12 protein-coding genes, 2 pseudogenes and 1 CRISPR repeat array are annotated in these 17,481 nt (G+C 71.7%); of the genes and pseudogenes, 3 read left to right on the forward strand and 11 right to left on the reverse strand.

The window, feature by feature from the left end; genetic code table 11:
• Positions 1-36: 36 nt before the first annotated feature.
• From A8713_RS19955 to A8713_RS19985, 7 genes are all read right to left on the reverse strand, one after another.
• Complete coding sequence (locus A8713_RS19955; RefSeq protein WP_064534940.1) at positions 37-792, reverse strand: type I-E CRISPR-associated protein Cas6/Cse3/CasE; 756 nt, start codon at positions 790-792, stop codon at positions 37-39.
• The gene (gene cas5e, locus A8713_RS19960) at positions 789-1,619 is read right to left on the reverse strand and encodes a type I-E CRISPR-associated protein Cas5/CasD (protein ID WP_064534941.1); all 831 of its coding nucleotides are present in this window, start codon (positions 1,617-1,619) and stop codon (positions 789-791) included. The genes A8713_RS19955 and cas5e overlap by 4 nt, the downstream gene beginning before the upstream one ends.
• Positions 1,616-2,776, reverse strand: a complete 1,161-nt coding sequence (cas7e, locus tag A8713_RS19965) for a type I-E CRISPR-associated protein Cas7/Cse4/CasC (RefSeq protein ID WP_064534942.1) — start codon at positions 2,774-2,776, stop codon at positions 1,616-1,618. Before cas7e ends, cas5e begins: the two co-directional genes overlap by 4 nt.
• A gap of 105 nt (positions 2,777-2,881) precedes the next feature.
• Positions 2,882-3,601 carry a type I-E CRISPR-associated protein Cse2/CasB gene (casB, locus tag A8713_RS19970; RefSeq protein WP_064534943.1) on the reverse strand — a complete coding sequence of 240 codons (720 nt, stop codon included), beginning with the start codon at positions 3,599-3,601 and terminating at the stop codon, positions 2,882-2,884.
• 41 nt (positions 3,602-3,642) lie between these two features.
• Complete coding sequence (gene casA / locus A8713_RS19975) at positions 3,643-5,535, reverse strand: type I-E CRISPR-associated protein Cse1/CasA (protein ID WP_257784416.1); 1,893 nt, start codon at positions 5,533-5,535, stop codon at positions 3,643-3,645.
• Positions 5,532-8,453, reverse strand: coding sequence for a CRISPR-associated helicase/endonuclease Cas3 (locus A8713_RS19980; protein WP_064534944.1), 2,922 nt, complete (start codon positions 8,451-8,453; stop codon positions 5,532-5,534). Before A8713_RS19980 ends, casA begins: the two co-directional genes overlap by 4 nt.
• A 1,003-nt stretch (positions 8,454-9,456) precedes the next feature.
• Positions 9,457-9,678, reverse strand: coding sequence for a hypothetical protein (locus A8713_RS19985; protein WP_064534945.1), 222 nt, complete (start codon positions 9,676-9,678; stop codon positions 9,457-9,459).
• 235 nt (positions 9,679-9,913) lie between these two features.
• Positions 9,914-11,650: a CRISPR direct-repeat array (repeat unit 29 nt; unit sequence CGGACCACCTCCGCTCGCGCGGAGAGCAC).
• 248 nt (positions 11,651-11,898) lie between these two features.
• On the opposite strand from A8713_RS19985, the pseudogene A8713_RS34325 reads away from it, so the two are divergent.
• Positions 11,899-12,091: pseudogene (locus tag A8713_RS34325) on the forward strand (SulP family inorganic anion transporter); the annotation flags it as partial.
• On the opposite strand, the pseudogene A8713_RS34330 reads toward A8713_RS34325, so the two are convergent.
• Positions 12,079-12,474: pseudogene (locus tag A8713_RS34330) on the reverse strand (hypothetical protein); the annotation flags it as partial. The pseudogenes A8713_RS34325 and A8713_RS34330 overlap by 13 nt on opposite strands.
• Before the next feature lie 46 nt (positions 12,475-12,520).
• Between A8713_RS34330 and A8713_RS34655 the strand changes: the two are divergent.
• Positions 12,521-12,643, forward strand: a complete 123-nt coding sequence (locus tag A8713_RS34655; RefSeq protein ID WP_257784417.1) for a hypothetical protein — start codon at positions 12,521-12,523, stop codon at positions 12,641-12,643.
• A gap of 36 nt (positions 12,644-12,679) precedes the next feature.
• Complete coding sequence (locus A8713_RS19990; RefSeq protein WP_079159052.1) at positions 12,680-14,710, forward strand: thioredoxin domain-containing protein; 2,031 nt, start codon at positions 12,680-12,682, stop codon at positions 14,708-14,710.
• A gap of 346 nt (positions 14,711-15,056) precedes the next feature.
• On the opposite strand, the gene A8713_RS19995 is transcribed toward A8713_RS19990, so the two are convergent.
• The 3 genes from A8713_RS19995 to trhA form a co-directional block, all read right to left on the reverse strand.
• Positions 15,057-15,788 (reverse strand): Mut7-C RNAse domain-containing protein, encoded by a 732-nt coding sequence (locus A8713_RS19995; protein ID WP_064534947.1) that lies wholly within the window; start codon positions 15,786-15,788, stop codon positions 15,057-15,059.
• A 59-nt stretch (positions 15,789-15,847) separates the two neighbouring features.
• Entirely contained in the window at positions 15,848-16,516 is a 669-nt protein-coding gene (locus A8713_RS20000; RefSeq protein WP_237305424.1) for a TetR/AcrR family transcriptional regulator, read from the reverse strand.
• A gap of 149 nt (positions 16,517-16,665) precedes the next feature.
• Complete coding sequence (gene trhA / locus A8713_RS20005; protein ID WP_064537604.1) at positions 16,666-17,379, reverse strand: PAQR family membrane homeostasis protein TrhA; 714 nt, start codon at positions 17,377-17,379, stop codon at positions 16,666-16,668.
• Positions 17,380-17,481 lie beyond the last annotated feature (102 nt).

Below are 17,481 nucleotides of genomic sequence, written 5' to 3' on the forward strand. Positions count from 1 at the left end.
GCTGCCGTGGTGTGTCGTAGGTTCCCGCAAGCCGGTTCAGCCGTCGAGGGGTGCGGGGGCGAGGCTGAGCAGCCCGCAGCCGTAGGACTTTCCCCGGCCGATCCCGGCCAGCAGGGCGACGCGGAGCTTGACGGGGTCGCGGACCACGGCCACACCTTCGTAGAGGGTGGCCGCGTAGGGAACCCGGATGTCCTTGTCCTGCCTGGGTGAGGTCCCCGCTCCCCTTCCGCCCCGCCGAGAGGCCGGCGCGTGGTAGGCGGTCATGGGGTCGCTGGTGCTCGGCAGGAGGCTGCGCAAGGCCAGGCCCGAGGCCGACGCGCGATCGGCCCACCATCGGGCGGCGTCCTCGCCGCTCAGCGGGATGGCCTGTTTCCAGGAGCCGGCTGTGCTGGTGCGACCGCATCGACGGACGGCGTTGCCGAGGAAGCGGTAGCGGACGGGCAGTCCAGAACGCAGTGCGGTGAGCATGGGCGTCATGTCGCGGGTCTGCGTCTCGGCGTAGCCGTTCGGCAGACGGACGGTGTCGACGGCGACGCGGGTCTGGACGAGCAGGACGGGCGGCCCCACATGGGCGGTGTCGAGGCGGAAGAGGACGCCGGCGGTGGCGCGGGGGCTGTCGCCGAGGCCGTCCGGGAGCAGCGACATCACACGCCGGTGGAGGAGGGCGGTGTTGCCGAGATCCCTGTGGACCTGGCGATGGGCGGGGTTGAGGACCAGGCGGGTGAGCCACGCCTGGGGCACCGCTTCCTCGGCGTACGCGGTTCGGGGCGCGGGAATGGGCGTGGCTGTCATGGAGTCCCCCCGGTGGTCGGGCCGTTGAGATAGGTGTCGAGGGCGGCCAGGTAGTCGGTGCCGTATCCGCCGCAGGGTCCTGTGAAGGGGCGGACCGTCGCGTAGGCGGGGCGCTGCCGGTACCGGCGGTCGTGCGCGGTGAGGCGTACGGGGTCGTCGTTGAGAACGGTGACGACCGCCTGCGGGCCTGTGGCCTCGGCCCTTTGGGGCGGAAAGGGCGTGTCGGAGGTGTAGTGCACGTGCGGGGGCGCGTCCGACGCGGGACGTGCCAGGGGCACGCGGGCGAAGAGTTCCGTCAGCGGGTCGTCGACGTCGGTCCGCAGCACGAACACGGCACCGGGCGGACAGGAGCGTCGGCCCATGTGGGGTGGCCAGTGCGGGCGGCGCAGGGCCGAGCCGCAGACGGCGAGCAGCTCCGCATGGCCAGGGCCCTCGGCTGTGACGGCGACGGTGAAGACGGCGTCGGCCAGGTAGTGGCGATTGGTCACGACGGTGGCCGACTCCACCTGGCGACGCGCACCCGAGGCCGTGGGGACGGTGCGGTGGCGCGGGAATCCGCCACCGACCGTGTGGAAGTCGCGCAGTCGGGTTCCCGGCCGGTCCACGCGAAGGGTGAAGCGGAGGCGGGCGAGATCGGCGAAGGGGACTCCGGCGACGCCAGGGCCCGCCCCGTCGCGGGCCTGGTCACGGGTGATGCCCAGGGCGGAGGCGATGAGACCGATGAGACCGGAGCGGGTGGGGTGCGCGGCGGTGTCACGGTCAGTGAATTCGCTGTGCTCACCCCAGGACTGCAGCGGCCCGCCGAGCTGGAGCAGGAGGCCGGTCATGCGGCGACGGCCTCGGTCTTCCATGCCGCGTCGACCGCGCCGGCCACGAGGCCCGGGAAGGATTCCGCACGGTCCCCGAGTCCGTCGACGGCGCTGGGGTCGATGCCGGCGTAGGCGCGATGGATCAGGGCGTCGCTGCCCAGGAGGACGGTGACCTTCTGCGCGTACGCCGAGAGTGCGGCGCGCGAAGGGGCCGCCCACCCGCCCTCGCCGGGGGAGACGGGCTTCTCGAACGCGGCGGCGTAGGAGACGGGCCGGTCGGCGCGCACGCTCACGTGGACGAGGTCGGGGATGGTGTGGGGGGCCGTCGAGGTCTTCTTCGCACTCGGCATGGAGCTGATGAACGAGGAGACGAACGCCGTGGTCAGCTCGCGGGCGGTGGCCGCGTCGGTCACGGTGGAGGCGAGGTCGCGCAGGTCGATGGTGGCGTAGCGGTAGAAGACGCCGCTGCTGAATTCGGCGGTGTTCATGTGCGCGCTACCGGCGTCCTGGGCCCACTGGTCCACGTCGTCGACCGCGGTGAAGAAGTCGCCTTGGACCGAGGTGCTGTGGGTGGTGAAGGCGTGAGCGACCTGCACGGCGCCGTCGACCCCGGCGCCGGGGATCTCGGCGAGCATCCGGCCGAACAGGGCGATCGACCCGTTGCGCGAGCGCAGCACCTCGTGCACCTCGTCCTTGGGCAGGACCGGCTTGTTGGCGGTGGCCTTCGTGCCGATGGCCTTCTCCAGTGCGGCGCGGTGCTGCTCGGCGATGTCGGCGAGCCGGCCGACGGCGTCCTCAGGGAGAAAGAGGAGTGAAGCGGTGGCCTGGTCGGCCTTGTCCCGTTCCTTGTCGAGCGCGAGCTTGCCGGCGGTGGAGATCACCACCTGCGCCCCGGCGAACTGCGCGAGTTCCGCGGGCCATCCGCGCTCCTCGTTCAAGAGCGTGGACACCTGCATCGGCAGCCGGCGCGTACGCAGGGCCTTCTCGCCGATCAACTCCTCCACTGCCTTGCGGGTCGGACGCTTCCACGCCTGGCTGGAGACGCGCGTTCGAGTCGTCCCTCCGAAGGTGACGGTTTTCGGCGAACCAAGATCGTCACGATTCACGTTGCTGTAGGGCAGGGTCTGGAGGATGTGAACGTCCAGGAAGCGGGCGCGGGTGATCGAGGTGTTCATGAGCGGAGTTCCTTCGTGCGCGATGGAGCGGTCGGTGTGCCGGGGCGGCGGTCGTGCCGGCTGGGCGGCATGACGGTCCGGCGGTTCGGCGGTGCGGGTGACGGTTCAGCGGTCCGTGACGGCCTTCGCCTTCTCGCGTTCGGCGCCCAGAGTGCGGTAGTAGCTCTCCAGCCAGCGGGTGGCGACATCGTCGCGGTACGTGGGCCAGGCGCGCAGGTCTCTGAGGAGGCGGGCGTGGTCGACGTGCACGCCCGCGCCGCTCACGAGGCGGACGACGGACGGCAGCATACGATGCAGACCCTCGACGTCCTGACGGACCATCAAGTGCAGTCTGTTCTCCGCTCCCTTCTCCTTGATGGCGTCATCGCGACGCGTGACGGCCAAGGCGAGGCTCTCGCCGAGAGTGGTGCCGCCCGGACGGAAGCTGCTTGCACCGGGCCCCTTGTCGGCGGCCGGAGCGGAGTGGTCCTTCTCCTCGTCGTCGCGCGGTGTGCCGGTGTCCATCCGCTGGGCGCGCGGCCGAGCCGCGATCAGGGCGGCGACCGCGTAGAACGGGCGCTTGTCTCCCGCCTCGTACGGGACGAGCGGGAGGTCGGGTCCGTCGTCCTCGGTCTGCCGCGGCTTGAGCAGGACGGCGTGAGTGCGTGCGGGGACCTCGTTCACGGGTTTGCCCAGGGCGCGGCGGAGAGCCTGCTGTTCGCCGGCATTACGGCACGCGGCGATCACACGCGTCACGAAGAGGTCGTGGGACCGGAGGAATTCGGCGCGCTTTGGCGGGATGGCCGCGGGTTCGCCGGTGACGGGGGTGTCATCAAGGGCGGTCATGGGAGCACTGCGTCCTCAGGGTCGTCGGTCGGGCGGATGGGTCATGCCGAAGGGGTCGCGGGCGGGGGCGGCTTGAGCAGGCTGCGCACGAGCCCCCGGGCCTCCTCGCGGGCCTTGGCACCACGTGGGCTGGCGGCGACTGTCCGCGTCACCTCGTCGTACGCGTCGAGAGCCAGGCGGCCGAACTCCTGCTGAGGGTGGAGGAAGGTGTCGGTGTGCAGCGCCCCCCAGAAGTGCTGCTCGGCTGCGGGCCAGTAGCGGGCGAGTGCCTCGCCGGGCCAGGGGCCCTCCCCCTTCTCCGGGGCCCTGCCGCCGCCTGCCCGGTCGGCCGTGAAGGGGCTGGTGTAGGCCCGCCAGGCCACGTGCAGCGCGTAGCGCAGCCGGGAAGCGGCCTTCTCGGCCGCGACGCGCGCGTCCTTGACCTCGTTCGCCAGGGCGGTGACGTCGTTCACCGGGCCAGAGTCACCGTTCGCCGGGTCGACGGGATCCGCAGGCTGGGGCGAGAGGAGTTTGTGGAGGACAGGAGGGGTGGTGGCGGAGAAGTAGCTGCGGTCGCGGGTCTGCCCGTCCTGGTCGAAGCCGTAGGCGGTGATGTGCAGTGCCCTGCGGACCGCGGCCGGCAGACTGCCGGTGAGCCCGTCGATCACCGGCGGTCGGCGGCCGGGTGGCTCGGTACGGTGCAGGAGGATGAGCGCGTCGAGGTCGCGCCAGAGCGCGCGTTCCGCGCTCGCGTCCCGGGGGCGGACGGTGCCGTCCTTGGTCTCGTCCCAGATCAGGTACGGCTCTCTCCCGGTGTCTGGGCGCTTCTCGCGCAGCGCCCAGGTGATAGTGGCATCGGTGACCGCTGTGCCCTGCTCGTTCGGGGTCAACAGGATCGCGTGCTGGTGCCGTTCCGTCAGCATGGACAGCGGTCCGGCCGCGGGTCGCGGAGGGGCGAGCGGGTCGAGGAGTTCCTCCCGCTCCCACGGACAGCCGTCTGTACCGGCTCCGCTCTCGGCCTGGGGCCAGTGCGCGGGTTTCGGGATGCCCAGCAACAACGACTCGTAGAGCGTTCGGCCCTGCGGGTGGAACGAGATCGTTCGCCGCAACGGGCCGCCCATGACATTGCCGTACCGCTTACCGTCGACCGTACGAGGCGTGCACTGGCCGGACGGACCGTAGTACAGCTGTGCGATCAGGTGGTGCAGCGCCTCCTCCGGCGGCAGCGGGACAGGGGCGTCGTCCGTGAAATGGCCGAGGAAGACGGGGTTGTTCCCGGAAGGCCGCGCCATGACCAGCTTGTTCACGCCCGAACGCGACGGCGACTGTTCCGCCAGGCGTGGATCTTGCAGAAACGGGCGTTGCGGATCGAAGAGAAACAGACGTGAGCGGTGGGAGTCGAGGTAGCTGTCGACCGCCTCGGCGGGGAATCCGACCGGACGGGACAACAGGGCGTAGCGCTTCTTGTTCCACGCCTTCGCGTCGTCACAGGTGTCGAGCCCGGCGATCCGGGCCGCGAGGGCGTAGAGCATCCGCATCAGCCCGGCGGCCGCCGGAGGCAGGGGGAGGGCCAGTGCGGTGAAGTCATGCGAACAGAGGAGCAGTTCACGCAGGCCCACCACGCTGATGCGGTCATCGGCGCGAACGGGAACCCAGGGGCGGGTACAGATGTCGAAACGGGGGTCGGGCGGATCGGACAAGGTGACGTGGCCTCCTCGGAGAGAGGTGACGGGAGCCGAAGCACTCGGTGTGACGTACGGTGAAGGCGCTCCGCGAAGGCGGAGGTGGACCGACGCTCCGTGGCGTTCCGTCGAGGAGTCGGCCTTCTCCCCGCGCAGGCGGGGGTGGTCCCCGGCAAGCGGGGGCGGCTGGTCAGGAGCCGGGTCTCCTGACCAGCCATCAGCAGAGTACGTGAAGACGCTACGTGGCGTGCAGCAAACTGAGGATCCCGTCACCCTTTCTCTGCCCGGAGACCGAGGGCGTGGTCCACCCTGAGGTTGAGGTCCCCGAAGCTGGATCCGCGGACGCCCTGGGACGTCACGCGGTGGGGGAGGAATACGAGGCGGGCCAGCCGTGGTTCCTTCCGCCAGGCTGCCGGGGGACGGTGTTCGGCTGTGCATGCCGCGCGCCATGCACCGTGGCGGTAGGGCACGACGAGGTGGAGGAGGGTGCGGACCTCGGCACGGGTGAAGCGGCCGTCTCGTCTGCTGCCGCGTGGGGGCAGCGTAATCGTGCAGGCTTCGTCCAGCCAGCGGTCACCGTGCGCGTCCTGGTAGACCGGCAGGAGTTGAACGGTTTCCGCACCGAGGCGCGTGGCGATGAGGTCGGCGTCCGCCTCGCTGTTGGTCAGGCCGTGCAGGTCGGCCACAGCGGGCGGAGGGACCATGACCAGGTGCGCGAGCCCCTGGCGTGCCATGTCGTCGCCCAGCCGGTCGATGTCACGCCTGAAGAGTTCGTCCGGGTCTTGTGAACGGAACTCCTCGGCGTAGACACCGTCCACGAGAGCTTGGACATCTCCGGGAATCGCGACCGTCGCCCCCTGCCGCGCGGTCAGCAGCTCCTCGGTGCGCTGCAAGAGGGATTCCGAGTAGACATCGCCCCAGCTCCTCGGTGCCTTCGCCGTCCCATGCGCCGGAGAAGCCAGGACGACGAGGCGGGGGCCGGCGGCCCACGCGGGTCGCGGGGTCGCGGCGTGCCGCCAGACGCGGCCGGCGCGCTGGAGCAGTTGGGCCATGGGTGCCAGATCCGAGAGGACGAGGTCGAAGTCGAGATCGAGTGACTGTTCGATCACCTGTGTGGCGACGAGGATCGCGCCGCGCGGGAGCGGTGGCCTCCGGGTCTCCTTCTTGTCGCCGCGGCCGAACCAGGATTCCGCCTCGGCGGTCAGCTCCGCACGGCGGTAGGCCGGGAAGCGGGAGTGCAGCAGGCGCAGCAGTGTGCCCTCGCCCGGCGTTTCGCCCGTACCGCTCGCCCGGTCGTCCCAGCCGGTGTACCCCGGACCGTGAATTCCTGTGAGGTGTGCGCGCAGGGCTGCGTACGTCTCCTGGGCCTCGCCGACCGTCGTACAGATGACGGCGGCACATCCGCCTGCTCGGGCGACCTGCTCCAACTCCTCGAACACCACGCTCAGTCGGCCGTCGGAAACGGACGGGTCATAGGTGTGTGTGACCCGCCGGACGGTGATGTCGAGCGCGCGGGAGCGCACTGTGCCGACCGGCGTCGACGGCGTGACGACCGCGCCGGTACGCCCGTCCGCGTAGAGCCATCCCGGGTAACCCGGCGTCGGCAGCCCGGCCGGACTGCCGATGCCGGCGCCCGTCAGATACGCGCGGACGAGACCACGCGCCGTCTCACCGGTCAGGGTCGCGGACAGCAGGACGACCGGCACGCCCATCGCACCGAGCCAGTTCAGCAGGCGCAGCAGCAACGCGTGGGTGAACGCGTCGTAGGAGTGCGCCTCGTCGACCACGACCGTCTTGCCGGCCAGCCCCACGTGACGCAGCGCGTTGTACCGCAAGGGAAGTACGCCCATGAGGGCCTGATCGATCGTGCCGACGGAAATCGGCGCAAGCAGGCCACGCCACCGCTGCCGCAGCCAGCGGCTCGCCTCCACCGATACGCCGTCACCTCCGGAGGCGGCCGAGTGGTCGGCGTCGTGCGACAGGACACGCGACTCCGGGGCGTCCGATCCCTTCGTCCCGCTGCTCCCGTCGGCCGGTTGATAGCGCTCGTGGAAGTCCGCGTCCCTGTGAGTGAGCGTGACCTGTGCGCTGTCCGTGAGATTCCGCCGCGCGAAATCTCGTACGCGCTCGTACATCTGGTTCGCCGTGGCCTGGGTCGGCAGGGCGAAGAACACGCCGCTGCCCCCGACCGCGTCCCCCATCACCGTCGCGGCGTGCAGCGCGACCTCGGTCTTCCCTTCCCCCGTGGGTGCCGTCACCAGCAGGATCCCCGGCCCTGAGACCTTGTCCCGCAGACCCTGCTCGACACTGCGCTGCAATGGATGCGGATCCGTGATCTCCGGGAACTGCTCAGCGAAGTCATGGGTCCGGAAGACGGCGCGGCCCAGCCCGGCGTCCGCGACGATCCCGGGCGCGAGCGCGCTCATCTCGGTGGCATGGGCCCGTACGGCTCCGGGCGTGCCCGGCTCCGGACGGTTGAACCATGCGGCCAGCCGCTCCTCCACCACGTGCTCCTGGCTGGCCAGCCAGTCGGCGACGATCACGAGCCCCGCGATCACCACGGCACTCGCCACCGGAACCGCCTCGACCTGGGGGGCAGGCGGCTCCCCCAGCAGATCCCGCAGCAGCGCGACGTGTTCGTGCCTTTCCCGTGCCCAGGCGCCACTGCCCAGCTCCACCATGCCGCCTTCGGCCACCTCCAGCTCGTCCTCCTCGATTCCGAGGGGGTAGCGTCCGTGGTGGCCGCCGAGGATCTGCCCCACCTGACACCGCAGCTGGTACTCGGCCATGCCGTCCTCGGGATAGCCGAGCGCGCCGAGCAGGCCCGGAATCGCCTTGGCCGTGGCGTGTTCGTGGCCGACCCGACCGACCTGACCGTCCCTGCTCCGGTCGTGCGCGTAGCGCAGCTCGTCCAGGAACCCGCAGTGTCCCGGGTGCTCGTCACGCGCTGCGTCCTGGAAGACAGGCATGATCTTTCCGATGTCATGGAGACCGGCCCAGAGCATCACCACCTGCCGGGTATCTCTCCTCCCCAGACCCAGCGCCGCCGCGATCCGCTCGCGCTGTCCCGCCTCCAGCACCTCGTCCCACAGCACCCCGGCAATCAGGGCCGTATCCACCAGATGCCCCATCAACGGGTAGGGCCGCTCAAGGCCCTTGGCCTTGCCCCACAACCGGCTGTCAACCACCACGGCCCTCCCGCCCTGTCGCAGACGTCCACTCCTCCACTCCAGCACGAGCCACTGACAACAGGGTCCGGTGCGCGACGCCGGACTGCCCGACGATACGGCGGAGGAGCTGCATATCCGCAGGTGAGAAAGTGGTCTCCGCGCGGGTGGAGGCGGCTGACAGTCCTGCCCACGGGGTGACGCGGGGCGCTCGGGCCCGCTCGGGTCGCCACGATGCGGCTCCCGTTCCCGGCTGCGTGGGGAGAGAGGAGGCGAGGAGATGGAAGAGGCCAGGCAGAGAGCAACTGAAGGCTTCGCCGCAGTGGGATACCGTCCGCTGTACGGCGGGCTCGGCTCTCATACGTGTTCAGCGTCACTGTCGACCTCGTCCGCAGGAGCGGTGCCGGGTTCGTACGCCGGAGCGGGCCCCGTTCGGGCCGTCGTCCTCAACGAACCTGCCCGCCTTGGCTTTCCTCCGCTCGCGCGGAGAGCACATGAGCACCGGCGCGCTCGGCCAGGGTCTGTCCGGACCACCTCCGCTCGCGCGGAGACCACGGGGGCATGAGTGAGTCACTGACTATCGACGGCGGACCACGTGACGGGGACGACCGCCCTCCCGCGTCGGCGCGGTCGGCGACGCGGGAGGGCGCGGGGTCTGAGTGCGGCGCTGTTGCCGCTGCCGCCATGGCGTCGGCTCCGGGGCGGTCTGCTGCGGTGCGGCCGGCTGGCACGCTCCGATGTTCAGGTCGGCGGGGCCGGCCGCACCGGACCCGATCTCGGGGTGGAGCGTGCCGTACAGCTGGCCGGGCCGGGGCGGCCGGTCGCAGTAGGCGCAGATCACTGGCCGCACGAGCCGCACGGCTCGTTGGCGCTCACGTACAGCTAGTTGCCGTTATCGTCAGTCTCCCAGATGGTGGCTCGGGACCCGCCGCAACCGGGGGTCGGGCATGAAATGCTCTCTCGGACCTGTGGCATCGCTACGCGCATTCGTCTTGAGCGTCCCGCAGCGCGGGCACTGCGTCCTGACTCAGGAGCGCAGACGCCCCTGCTGGTCGTACGAGTACTCATCACGTACAGATCCGGCGCACCCGCCGGTGCCGCAGGACGTCGCCCCGGTCAGGGACGCGTACGGGCCAGAGGTGATGGTGCTGGCCCTGCACTCCAGGCACGGTGACGGGTGGATGCCCTCGTCGTTGACGATGTACGTGACGACTTCTGGCTTGTGGCAGTTGGGGCAGATAGCGGCCATGGACGTGCAAGACCTCCTGGGTGGCACCATTTGGGTGACAACGCGTCCAACGACCGTCACCTGCGCCGGTCACTGCCGTTCCCGGGGTGGCTGGGCAGGCCAGGGAGGTGACGCCCGCGCCGATCCACACCCGTCCCCAGTCGTGCGGCGGCATGACCGTCAGCAGCAGGACGAGACCGTGGTTGTCGCCGGTTGGGGTGATGATCTACCCGGCGCCGCAGCGCAGCGACGACGCCGGACCACCTCCGCTCGCGCGGAGAGCACACGCGGCCGTTCGCCATCGAGGTCAGCGAGGACGGACCACCTCCGCTCGCGCGGAGAGCACGACACCCCTGGGTACTCGGAGATCGCTCAGCACGGACCACCTCCGCTCGCGCGGAGAGCACCGCGCCTGGTCCGCGACCGCCCGCGCCCGCAGCGGACCACCTCCGCTCGCGCGGAGAGCACCGGATAAGCAGCTTCAACACGCTGAAGCGGTACGGACCACCTCCGCTCGCGCGGAGAGCACCCCCGGAGGAAATCGGCGCTGCCGCCGACTTCCGGACCACCTCCGCTCGCGCGGAGAGCATGTCGCCCGGTGCGTCACCGACCTGGGCATCGCCGGACCACCTCCGCTCGCGCGGAGAGCACGCGGCGTCGACATCCTTCGACTCCTCCTCGATCGGACCACCTCCGCTCGCGCGGAGAGCACGCCTCCAGGCGGCGGGCCAGCGACGCACCCCACGGACCACCTCCGCTCGCGCGGAGAGCACTGACGGGGATAGAGGTTCGGCCGGTTCAGGTACGGACCACCTCCGCTCGCGCGGAGAGCACCCACAGGGGCCCTCGGCTCCGTCCACAGGTGCCGGACCACCTCCGCTCGCGCGGAGAGCACACCACCGCTGAGCGCACCGCGTCACCGACGCCCGGACCACCTCCGCTCGCGCGGAGAGCACCCGGCCGGGGTCTCGGTGTCGGGTGAGTCGGCCGGACCACCTCCGCTCGCGCGGAGAGCACGCACGCTTGAAACCATGTCGTGCATACCAGCACGGACCACCTCCGCTCGCGCGGAGAGCACCGCCGGGCGGCCTCCGCAGCCTCAGCGGCCTGCGGACCACCTCCGCTCGCGCGGAGAGCACGTGGGCCTCACCGCGGTTGTCGGCCCGCGTTCCGGACCACCTCCGCTCGCGCGGAGAGCACGAGGTGCGGTGCGGGTCGCCGGTCGTCACGCACGGACCACCTCCGCTCGCGCGGAGAGCACAAGCAGCCCTCCACCACCGTGCCGTCGGGGGCCGGACCACCTCCGCTCGCGCGGAGAGCACATCGAAGAAGCCGCCCGCCTGGAACTGAAGAACGGACCACCTCCGCTCGCGCGGAGAGCACCGTTCACGCTCGACGAAGACCTCGTGCTGAAACGGACCACCTCCGCTCGCGCGGAGAACACGCGCTCAAGTTCGCGCATGCCTTCGACCGGCACGGACCACCTCCGCTCGCGCGGAGAACACGCGCGGGACCAGGGCGACCGGCTGCGCCGCGGCGGACCACCTCCGCTCGCGCGGAGAACACGACACCCTGCGCGCCGCCGCCGAGCGGGCCCTCGGACCACCTCCGCTCGCGCGGAGAACACCCGCGCGCGCCAAATGAGTGGACGGCAATCCACGGACCACCTCCGCTCGCGCGGAGAACACCAGCCCCGCGGCGGACGCTCCCTGAACAGCGACGGACCACCTCCGCTCGCGCGGAGAACACTGCGGGCGGTGACGTCCATCGGGTCTCGACTCCGGACCACCTCCGCTCGCGCGGAGAACACATGTCCGACGCCGGGCAGTCATGGCAGCGCACCGGACCACCTCCGCTCGCGCGGAGAACACCCGACCAACTCGCGGGGGGCGTTCTCCTGGTCCGGACCACCTCCGCTCGCGCGGAGAGCACTCCCCACGGTCCATGGCGGCGATGTGCCGCTCCGGACCACCTCCGCTCGCGCGGAGAGCACCCTTCCTGACCTGCAGTGTCAGAGAGGCTTTGCTGTTACTTTACCGGGGGTGGTGCTCCGTGGCAGGTGGATGGCAGGCATGGCATGCACTGTAGACGGCGCTCGCTTTCAGCGCATAGGAGTGGCTGGTCAGCTCGTCCCGTCAGTGCACGTTGACCGATCGTTCTGCGTGGTCGGGTGCCGAACAGGGTGCTTGACCCGTTGCGGGAGCGCAGCGACTCGGCGGCAGCACCGACATCGGCTTCTTCAAGGGCCGCGAGTCCATCGGCCGGGGCATCGCCAATATCGTCACCGGGTTCGTCGTCGGCATGGGCGGTTGCGCCGCTATCGGCCAGACGATGATCAATGTGAAGGTGTCCGACGCCCGTACCGGCTCTCACGTTCGTCGCGGGCTCGTTCCTCGTGGTGCTGTGCAGCGTCTTCGGACCGGTCGTCTCCGAGACCGGCGGCACGACCTCGGCCACCAGCAACTCGTGCTCGGGCAAGTGAGCGTGAGATCTATGGTCTCTGCTCGGTACACGATCACGTCGGGGCGCCGGATGGTGAGAGGAGCGTCCCGCAGGCGGACGTCGAAGTCGGTGCCAAAGTCGGTGTCGGTGTTCCAGTCCGGGCCTGCGGCGGTGCCCAGGGCGTTGGCCAGGGTCCGGGCCGGCCGGTTGTGGCGCTCGGACGCGGTCGGACGCACGACGGCCGCCCCGTCCACGACCTCGACGCCGGCACCCGGCACGCTGCTCCTCGCTCCTCGCTCCTCGCTCCTCGCTCCTCGGACCAGAGTCGTACCGCTTCGCGGTGCTCCGCGTGTGCATCCACGCGGGTGCGACCATCTCGGTGGTCGTGGCGCACCTCCTTCGAGGATGCTCGTCAGATCCCGTGCCGCTCGCCTCAGCGTCCTGCGTCTCCCAGCGGGACACCGGCGCCGTACCGGAGCGGAAGCCCACCGGTCGCAAGGGCCGCAAGGGCCGCAAGGGCCGCCAGGAAGGGATCGCGGGCTGAGCCGTCACGGCCGGGCGGCGTGAGAGGCTGGAGCGCATGAACCGGCTGGCTGGTGTGACCTCGCCCTATCTGCTTCAGCACGCTGACAATCCGGTCGACTGGTGGCCCTGGGAACCGGAGGCGTTCGAGGAGGCGCGGCGGCGGGGTGTGCCTGTGTTGCTCAGTGTCGGGTACTCGGCGTGTCACTGGTGCCACGTCATGGCCCACGAGTCCTTCGAGGACCAGGACACCGCCGACTACCTCAACGAGTACTTCGTCAGTGTCAAGGTGGACCGGGAGGAGCGGCCCGACGTCGATGCCGTGTACATGGAGGCGGTGCAGGCGGCCACCGGGCAGGGTGGGTGGCCGATGACGGTGTTTCTGACGCCGGAGGCCGAGCCGTTCTACTTCGGTACGTACTTCCCGCCCGAGCCCCGGCACGGGATGCCGTCGTTCCGGCAGGTGCTGCAAGGGGTGCGGCAGGCGTGGGAGACGCGGCGGGACGAGGTCACCGAGGTGGCCGGGAAGATCGTGCGGGATCTGGCGCAGCGGGAGTTCGAGCACGGTGGTGCGGGGGCGCCGGGCGGTGAGGAGCTGGGGCGGGCGCTGCTCGCGCTGACCCGGGAGTACGACCCGCAGCGCGGCGGCTTCGGCGGGGCGCCCAAGTTCCCGCCGTCCATGGTGATCGAGTTCCTGCTGCGCCACCACGCCCGCACCGGCTCCGAGGGCGCCCTACAGATGGCCCGGGACACCTGCGAGCGGATGGCCCGCGGCGGCCTCTACGACCAGCTCGGCGGCGGCTTCGCCCGCTACTCGGTGGACCGCGACTGGGTGGTGCCGCACTTCGAGAAGATGCTGTACGACAACGCCCTGCTGTGCCGCGTCTACGCCCATCTGTGGCGCGCCACCGGCTCCGAGCAGGCCCGCCGGATCGCCCTGGAGACCGCCGACTTCATGGTCCGCGAACTCCGTACCGAGCAGGGCGGGTTCGCCTCCGCGCTGGACGCCGACAGCGACGACGGCACGGGGCGGCACGTCGAGGGCGCCTACTACGTGTGGACGCCCGAGCAGTTGCGCGAGGTGCTCGGCGCCGAGGACGCCGAACTGGCCGCGCAGTACTTCGGCGTCACCGAGGAGGGCACCTTCGAGGAGGGCGCCTCCGTCCTCCAGCTCCCGCTGAGCGAGGGCGTCCACGACGCGGCCCGTGTCGAGGGCATCCGCCGCCGGCTGCTTCAGGCGCGCGCCGAGCGGCCCGCGCCCGGCCGGGACGACAAGGTCGTCGCCGCCTGGAACGGCCTGGCCGTCGCCGCCCTCGCCGAGACCGGCGCCTACTTCGACCGTCCCGACCTGGTCGAGGCCGCACTCGGCGCCGCCGACCTGCTCGTACGGCTGCACATGGACGAGCACGCGGGCCTGACGCGCACCAGCAGGAACGGACGGGCCGGGGCGAACGCCGGGGTGCTGGAGGACTACGCCGACGTCGCCGAGGGCTTCCTCGCGCTCGCCTCGGTCACCTGCGAGGGCGTCTGGCTCGACTTCGCCGGTCTGCTCCTCGACCATGTGCTGAGCCGGTTCACCGACCCGGGCACCGGCGCCCTCCACGACACCGCCGCCGACGCCGAACAGCTGATCCGCCGCCCGCAGGACCCCACCGACAACGCCGCCCCCTCCGGCTGGACCGCAGCGGCGGGCGCCCTGCTCGGCTACGCCGCGCACACCGGCTCCGCACCCCACCGCACCGCCGCCGAACGGGCGTTGGGCGTGGTCACGGCGCTTGGCCCGCGGGTGCCGCGCTTCATCGGCTGGGGGCTGGCCGTCGCCGAGGCGCTGCTCGACGGACCGCGCGAGGTCGCCGTCGTCGGACCGTCCCTCACCGACGAGCGGACCCGCACCCTGCACCGCACGGCTCTCCTGGCCACCGCGCCCGGCGCCGTCGTCGCCTGCGGCACACCCGGCGCCGAGGAGTTCCCGCTGCTCGCCGACCGCCCGCTGGTGGGCGGCGAGGCGACCGCCTACGTCTGCCGCGACTTCACCTGCGACGCCCCGACCACCGACCCGGAGCGCCTGCGCGCCGCGCTCGACGGCTGAACGACGGTCCGGTGCGCGCGCCGTCCGGCGGCCGGGAGGCCGGGAGGCCGGGAAGCCGGGCGGGACACGTGTCGTGCCCGGTGTCCCGGGAGGGCGGGGAGCGGGTGCCGTCGACGGTCGACGGCAGCCGCCGACGGGCGAGAGCCCGCGGGGCGGGCCGTTCGGGGTCCCGGGGGAGGGATGCGGCGGTCGGCGTCCGGGTGCCGGCCGCTGAGGGCGCTTGGCGGCGGCGGTGTGCCGCGCCCGGCCGCCGGAGCCCGGTGGCCCGTGCGTGCCCCGGTGCCCGAGCCTGCCGGCCGACCGGCGCGCGCGGGACCTCGGCCCGGCCCGCCGGGATCCGGCCGGTTCAGCTGTCCTGCGGGCGCAGGGCCAGAGCCCTCTCCACGATCGCCTCCAACTGCTCGTGGTGGGCGCCCTTCCAGTAGGCGCGTCCGCAGTCGGGGCACTGGGCGAAGACGTCGTAGGTGCGCTGGGTGCCGTGTTCCAGCCGGTCGGCGACCTCGTCCTTGGTGGCCTCGCGCAGCAGGCCGTTGCAGGCGGTGCAGCGGGTCCAGGGGCGCAGGGCGGGGCGGAAGCGGTCCAGGACGTCGTGGAGCTGGTCGTCGGGGCGGGTGCTGTAGACGAAGGCGCCCGCCCACAGCTCGCGGCGGCGCAGCAGACCGCGGTCGCGGCTGAGCAGCACCCGCTTCTCGGCCGCGGACCGGGCGGCGAGCGCCGGGTCGCCGATGTCCGTCGACTCGTACGCCGTGTCGACGCCGAGCAGGCGCAGCCGGCGGGCGAGGGTGCCCAGATGCACGTCGAGGAGGAAGCGCAGCGGGGCGCCGGGCACCCGCTGGGGGCGGTCGACGGCCCCCACCCGTACCGTCTCGGCCGCCCCCGGGACGTGGGAGACCGGCACCTCGCGGCCGTCCACGACCAGCGCGCCGACCTCGGTCAGCGGGACGCCCAGGGACTCCACGACATGGCCGAGCGTGGAGACGCCGTCGGTGACGACCGGGGTGGCGCCCCGGCGCCTGGCCCGGGGGACGAACAGGTGCAGGCCGGGGGCGAACTCGACGTGGATCTCGGGACCGTTCATCGCGTCAGGATGGCACGGGCGGCACGCCGCGCCGCAGCCGTTTTCCGGGGCGGCGCGCCTCAGAGCCTCGCCGTGCCCAGGCCGTGCTCCAGCACGTCCAGGGTGCGGTCGACGAGGTCCGCGAGGTCGTCGCGGTGGCCGTTCTCGGCCCAGTACAGGAGGGTCTCCAGCAGCGCGCCGATGAAGGACATGGACCAGGCCCGTACCTCCAGGCTCCCGGGGTCCCGGCCGGTGCGCTCGGCCAAGGCGTCGCACAGCAGGCGGCTCGTGGCCGACATGCTCTCCGTCATCCGCGAGCGCACCGCGGGCACCTCCGCCATCAGGCGGGTGCGCAGCCGCGACACCTCCGGGTCGCCGTCCACCCCCACCGCTATGGCCCGGCGCAGCACGGCCCGCACCGACTCCGGCCACGGCTCGTCGGCGGGCCGGGCGCGCAGCTCCGCCGCCAGGAACGGGTGGTGCTCGTCGGTGAGGACGATGTCCTCCTTGGTGGGGAAGTACCGGAAGACGGTCGACGGCGACACCTCGGCGCGCTCCGCGATCCGCTCGATCGTCGTGGCGTCGTACCCCTGCTCCCCGACCAGAGCGTACGTCGCCGCGCGGATCGCCTCCCGGGTCTTGATCTTCTTCCGCTCCCGCAGGCCGAGCCGGGGCCCCTCGGCGGCGGCGCCCCGGCGCCCCGGCGGCGGGGGAGGAGGGGAGAACTCGGAAGAACGTGCGGCCGTCATGGGGTCATTGTCCGGCATCGGCTCCCTGGGCGGCCACGGCCGGGGCCGCCGGGAAGCCGAAGCCGAAGCCGGGCGAGGGCGCGCGAAAAGGCCACGGCTCGTGCGAGCCGTGGCCTGGAGAGGGATCCGGAGGGGGCGGGGCCGGGGGATCAGGCGTGCTGGTACGCCACCAGGGAGATCCCCACGTAGTGGACCGCGAACGCGGCCAGGGTGAAGGAGTGGAAGACCTCGTGGAAGCCGAACCAGCGCGGGGACGGGTTCGGCCGCTTGATGCCGTAGACGAGGCCGCCCGCGCTGTAGAGGAGGCCGCCGACGACCACCAGGACGAGGACCGCGATGCCGCCGGTGCGCATGAAGTCGGGCAGGAAGAAGACCGCGGCCCAGCCCATGGCGATGTAGCAGGGGGTGTAGAGCCAGCGCGGGGCGCCGACCCAGAAGACGCGGAAGACGATGCCGGCCGCCGCCGCGGCCCAGATCCCCCACAGCAGCCACTGCCCCTTGCCGCCGGGCAGGAGCAGCAGGGTCAGCGGGGTGTAGGTGCCCGCGATGATCAGGAAGATGTTCGCGTGGTCGAGGCGGCGCAGCAGCCCGCCCATCCGCGGGCCCCAGTTGCCCCGGTGGTAGAGGGCGCTCACCCCGAACAGCAGGCAGGCGGTGAGGACATAGATCCCGCAGGCGACACGGCCCCGGGGTGAGTCGGCGAGCGCGGTGAGCACCAGGCCCGCTATGAGCACGGCGGGGAACATCCCGAGGTGCAGCCAGCCGCGCAGCTTCGGCTTGATCGGGTGCGGCAGAGAGAGCGCCGCCGGACCGCGGCCACCGGCCGGCGGGTCCAGGGGCGCGTCGGACGCGGACGCAGTCATGGGCGGCATGGTACCCAGGTCACCGTAAGTCGGCTGTCAGTGCACAGGGTGAGTGACGTGATCACCGGAAATCCGGGTGAACGCAAAAATTCTTTCAGCCGA

Source organism: Streptomyces sp. SAT1 (assembly GCF_001654495.1).
GTDB classification, from domain to species: Bacteria; Actinomycetota; Actinomycetes; order Streptomycetales; family Streptomycetaceae; genus Streptomyces; species Streptomyces andamanensis.

Coding starts and splice junctions, on each gene's coding strand:
- A8713_RS19955 (WP_064534940.1), bottom strand. CDS start 792: ATGACAGCCACGCCCATTCCCGCGCCCCGAACCGCGTACGCCGAGGAA.
- cas5e (WP_064534941.1), bottom strand. CDS start 1,619: ATGACCGGCCTCCTGCTCCAGCTCGGCGGGCCGCTGCAGTCCTGGGGT.
- cas7e (WP_064534942.1), bottom strand. CDS start 2,776: ATGAACACCTCGATCACCCGCGCCCGCTTCCTGGACGTTCACATCCTC.
- casB (WP_064534943.1), bottom strand. CDS start 3,601: ATGACCGCCCTTGATGACACCCCCGTCACCGGCGAACCCGCGGCCATC.
- A8713_RS19985 (WP_064534945.1), bottom strand. CDS start 9,678: ATGGCCGCTATCTGCCCCAACTGCCACAAGCCAGAAGTCGTCACGTAC.
- A8713_RS19990 (WP_079159052.1), top strand. CDS start 12,680: ATGAACCGGCTGGCTGGTGTGACCTCGCCCTATCTGCTTCAGCACGCT.
- A8713_RS19995 (WP_064534947.1), bottom strand. CDS start 15,788: ATGAACGGTCCCGAGATCCACGTCGAGTTCGCCCCCGGCCTGCACCTG.
- A8713_RS20000 (WP_237305424.1), bottom strand. CDS start 16,516: ATGACGGCCGCACGTTCTTCCGAGTTCTCCCCTCCTCCCCCGCCGCCG.
- trhA (WP_064537604.1), bottom strand. CDS start 17,379: ATGACTGCGTCCGCGTCCGACGCGCCCCTGGACCCGCCGGCCGGTGGC.